This window comes from Sphingomonas segetis, from assembly GCF_009720245.1.
GTDB classification, from domain to species: Bacteria; Pseudomonadota; Alphaproteobacteria; order Sphingomonadales; family Sphingomonadaceae; genus Sphingomicrobium; species Sphingomicrobium segetis.
Map to the genome: position 1 here is coordinate 1 of NZ_WJSQ01000257.1, position 2,111 is coordinate 2,111.

At 66.3% G+C, this 2,111-nt stretch carries 2 protein-coding genes and 1 pseudogene; all 3 read left to right on the plus strand.

Translation table 11 applies throughout. The annotated features are described in order from the left end of the window. The coding region (locus GH737_RS15540; protein ID WP_196233229.1) for a hypothetical protein at nt 1-338 on the plus strand (338 nt) is incomplete at its 5' end. A gap of 118 nt (nt 339-456) precedes the next feature. Continuing rightward, complete coding sequence (locus tag GH737_RS14545) at nt 457-1,134, plus strand: response regulator transcription factor (protein ID WP_155265482.1); 678 nt, start codon at nt 457-459, stop codon at nt 1,132-1,134. Nucleotides 1,135-1,229: 95 nt separating this feature from the next. Next, a pseudogene (locus tag GH737_RS14550) lies at nt 1,230-2,111 on the plus strand (histidine kinase); the annotation flags it as partial.

Sequence of the window (2,111 nt, forward strand, 5' to 3'; positions counted from 1 at the left end):
CCCTCCTCCTTGCCGGCGTGCTTGCAGCCGGCCTCAGCAGCGCCCCGGCGCTGGCCGACCGGCCGCGCGACCGCGGTCCGCGCGCGGAACAATCGGATCGGCAGTCGCAGCAGCCGCACCGAGAGCAGGAGCGGGCGTTCGAAGCGACTCGGCACGGCCGTTCGATGCCGCTGCCGCAGCTCGAACGCCGGGTGATCCCATTCATGGACGGCGCTGACTATCTCGGCCCTGAACTGAACAATGGCACGTACCGGATGAAGTTCATCCAGAACGGCCGCGTGATCTGGGTCGACGTCGACCCACAGACCGGGCGGATCATCCGGCGGTCGCGCCCGTAACCGTCAGTTCAGCGCGCCGATTGACTTTTTCGCGCGCCTTCCCAGTTGTTCCGGATAAGCAACCTCTCGCCTCAACGCGGGTTGACGGCGTGAAGATGAACAGTTCCGGGGAGCATCGATGCGTGTCCTGATCGTCGAAGACGAACCCAATCTCGGGCGCCAGCTCCGCTCGACCCTCGAAGGCGCAGGCTATGCCGTCGACCTCGCGACCGACGGCGAGGACGGCCATTATCTCGGCTCGACCGAAAGCTACGACGCGGTGATCCTCGACCTTGGCCTTCCCGAGATCGACGGGCTGACCGTGCTCGACCGCTGGCGCAAGGAAGGGCGCAAGATGCCAGTTCTGGTGCTGACCGCGCGCGACAGCTGGTCGGACAAGGTCGCCGGGCTCGACGCGGGCGCCGACGATTATCTCGCCAAGCCGTTCCAGACCGAGGAGCTGATCGCCCGGCTGCGCGCGCTGATCCGGCGATCGTCGGGCAACGCCAGTAGCGAGCTCAACGCCGGCGATATCCGGCTCGACACCCGCTCGGGCAAGGTGACCAAAGCGGGCGAGCCGGTGAAGCTCACCGCGCAGGAATACAAGCTGCTCTCCTACCTCATGCACCACAAGGGCAAGGTGGTGAGCCGAACCGAGCTCATCGAGCATATCTACGACCAGGATTTCGACCGCGATTCGAACACCATCGAAGTGTTCGTGACGCGCATTCGCAAGAAACTCGGCGCCGACGTGATCACCACTATTCGCGGCCTCGGCTACAGCCTCGAGGAGCCGGCGGAGGTTCGGACCGCTTGAACAAGGAAGCCGCCAGCGTCGCGGCGGCGTCCGACCCTCCCTCCGCCGCCAGCCGAAGGGCCCACCGCGTGCGCACCGGCTCCCTCACTCGGCGCATCATCGGCGTCGCGGCGATCTGGATCGTCACCTTGCTGCTGAGCGGCGGCTTCGCGCTCGACCGCATCCTCACCCATACGATCGTCGACAATGTCGACTCGCAGCTGGTCACGATCCTCAACGGAATGCTTGGCGCCGCGGAAATCGGTCCCGACGGCGAAGTAAGGTTCAGCCGCCCGCCCGCCGACCAGCGCTTCATCGACCCTTATTCCGGCCTCTATTTCCAGATCAGCGGCGCCGGCGCGGACACGTTCGCATCGCGCTCGCTGTGGGACCGGCGGCTGCGGATTAACAGCAGCCACATCGATCTCAAGCCGCACCTCTACGACAGCAACGAATTCAGCCTGCCAGGCCACGAAGACGCGCTGAGGATCGTCGAGCAGGACGTGATCCTGCCCGGCTCGCCGGTTCGTTGGAAATTCCAGGTCGCCGAATCGCGAGAGACGATCAACGAACAAATCCACCGGCTGCGCTCGACTTTGTTCTGGAGCTTCACCGCGCTCGGAGTCGGCCTGCTGATCCTCGCCGCGCTGCAGACGGTCTACGGCCTCTGGCCGCTACGGCGGGTGCGGCGCGACGTGGCGGCAATTCGGTCAGGGGAAAAGTCGCGGATCGGCAAGGATTTCCCAGCCGAGATCCGGCCGCTCACCGAGGAGATCAATCAATTGCTCTCGCACAGCGAGGCGCAGGCGGAGGAAGCGCGGCGGCACGCGGGCAACCTCGCCCATGCGCTGAAGACGCCGCTGACGGTGATCACCAACGCCGCCACCGCGCATGCCCCCGACCTCGTCGACACCGTCTGTCGCGAGGCGTTGGTGATGCGGCGCCAGGTCGATCACCATCTCGCGCGCGCCCGCGCGATCGGCCGCCGCGCCTCGGCG

What these genes read in the sequence shown, in the direction of transcription:
- GH737_RS14545 (WP_155265482.1), top strand. Translation starts at nt 457, where the DNA reads ATGCGTGTCCTGATCGTCGAAGACGAACCCAATCTCGGGCGCCAGCTC.